Consider the following 1,610-nt stretch of genomic DNA (forward strand, 5'->3'; position numbering starts at 1 on the left):
ATATGCAACCCCCATCGGAGCCCCAAAACCTTTCTTTTTTAGAAAATTTAGCAATGTGAGGACATGGTCGGGACTGAAGGGTACCATCAGTTTGGTAGGGTAAAAGATGAGGTAGTATCCACAAAAGAAGCAACTCATCGCAGACCTTTCATCCTTAAAAACGATTAATTCCTGCAAATTCTATTTTTACATAAACAACAGGTTCCATTTTTGCCAATCGCTATTGCCGTGCAGTAATTTCTGGCAAATAATGATAATATACCCATATTGATTACTCTACAACCCTGATTATGGGGGGATGGTGTTATACAATGAAGAATACAGCAGCATCACTTGCAAACAAAGAGAATATCGAACGCTGGAAAGCAGTTATTGAACTTGAGAGATTCGGGAAGCCGGCAGCTGATTACCTGATCCCGGCGCTGAAGGACGAGGACCGCTGGGTAAGGTATCTTGCGGCAGATGCACTTGCGAACATCGGTGCCGCCCAGTCGGTGACCCCGTTAATCACACTTCTCAAGGATCCTGACCAGGACGTCCGCTTTGCTGCCGCTGCAGCACTTGGCAAGATTGGTGATTCAAAGGCAGTGTCACCACTTGAATCTGTCCTGAAAAACGACAACGCTTACGTCAGGATCGCTGCAGAAGAAGCATTAGAGAGAATTTCAGTTATGAGAGCCTAATTTCATACCTCAAAACATATATGAGATACCATACTTTTACACAAAGTCCGTCAAAACATCTAATTTTTTTTGTTTTCGGTTGATACCGCTATAATCACGTAGATTTTGTTTGGGACTCCAAGAGATCCATATTGGGCGGTTGGGTTTTGTCTGAAATTTCCTGATAATTATGACATGTCAACGATTTATCTTTCATCACTTTGATGGGGGGTCGAATCATTGAGATTCCGATATAACATGATGGCGTCGGTTGAAGAATTCACAATTGATGCAAGGACAGAATGGAGCCGCTCTGATTCTTTTTTCGTCGAAAGATCTTCATATACTATAAACCGCTCACCACTCTGAAGAGTGGCCCGGAAAATCATGATTTGGCAAATGGCTCCGTCTTTGCACGTAACGGGAAACACAGGGGGTCTGAGCTCACCGGTTATTGAATGGGCAATATCATTTTTCCATATATGCATTATCTCCCTACGCTCAGAAATATCGGGAAACGCCATTGAAAACCAATCTTTTTCAGTAGGGATATCTTCGAGTATATACCCGAAGAGTTGCGTAAAATTATTATTGATATAAAGGAAGTTGCCTTGATTATCGATGATGGAAATGGGAAAAGGGGAGAGATCGGTAATCATCCTGAAACGTTCTTCACTCTCACGAATTTTTATTGCCTGTTGCCGCTCGGTTGTGATATCGCGTCCAACAGACTGGTATTCAACCAGGACACCCGCATCATCATAGATCCCCCGCGTATTCCACTGGTACCAGAAAAATATTCCCTGGCTATCCTTTATTCTAAGTTCAAATGATATAGTTGGCTGATCTGGGGTCAGTTGGGAAAACTTTTCCATAACAACGGGGATCTCTTCCGTTATCATGTATGAAAAAATGTTCTGCCCTTTTACAGTAAGATCGGAAGAGCAC

2 protein-coding genes are annotated in these 1,610 nt (G+C 42.7%); one reads left to right on the top strand and one right to left on the bottom strand.

Going from position 1 to position 1,610, the window contains the following annotated elements:
- Positions 1-311 precede the first annotated feature (311 nt).
- Entirely contained in the window at positions 312-683 is a 372-nt protein-coding gene (locus LLG96_12565) for a HEAT repeat domain-containing protein (protein MCE5251042.1), read from the top strand.
- A gap of 185 nt (positions 684-868) precedes the next feature.
- On the opposite strand, the gene LLG96_12570 is transcribed toward LLG96_12565, so the two are convergent.
- A partial coding sequence (locus LLG96_12570) for a PAS domain-containing protein (GenBank protein ID MCE5251043.1) occupies positions 869-1,610 on the bottom strand: 742 nt, incomplete at its 5' end.

The sequence above is a fragment of the bacterium genome, assembly GCA_021372535.1.
Classification (GTDB): Bacteria; Latescibacterota; Latescibacteria; order Latescibacterales; family Latescibacteraceae; genus JAFGMP01.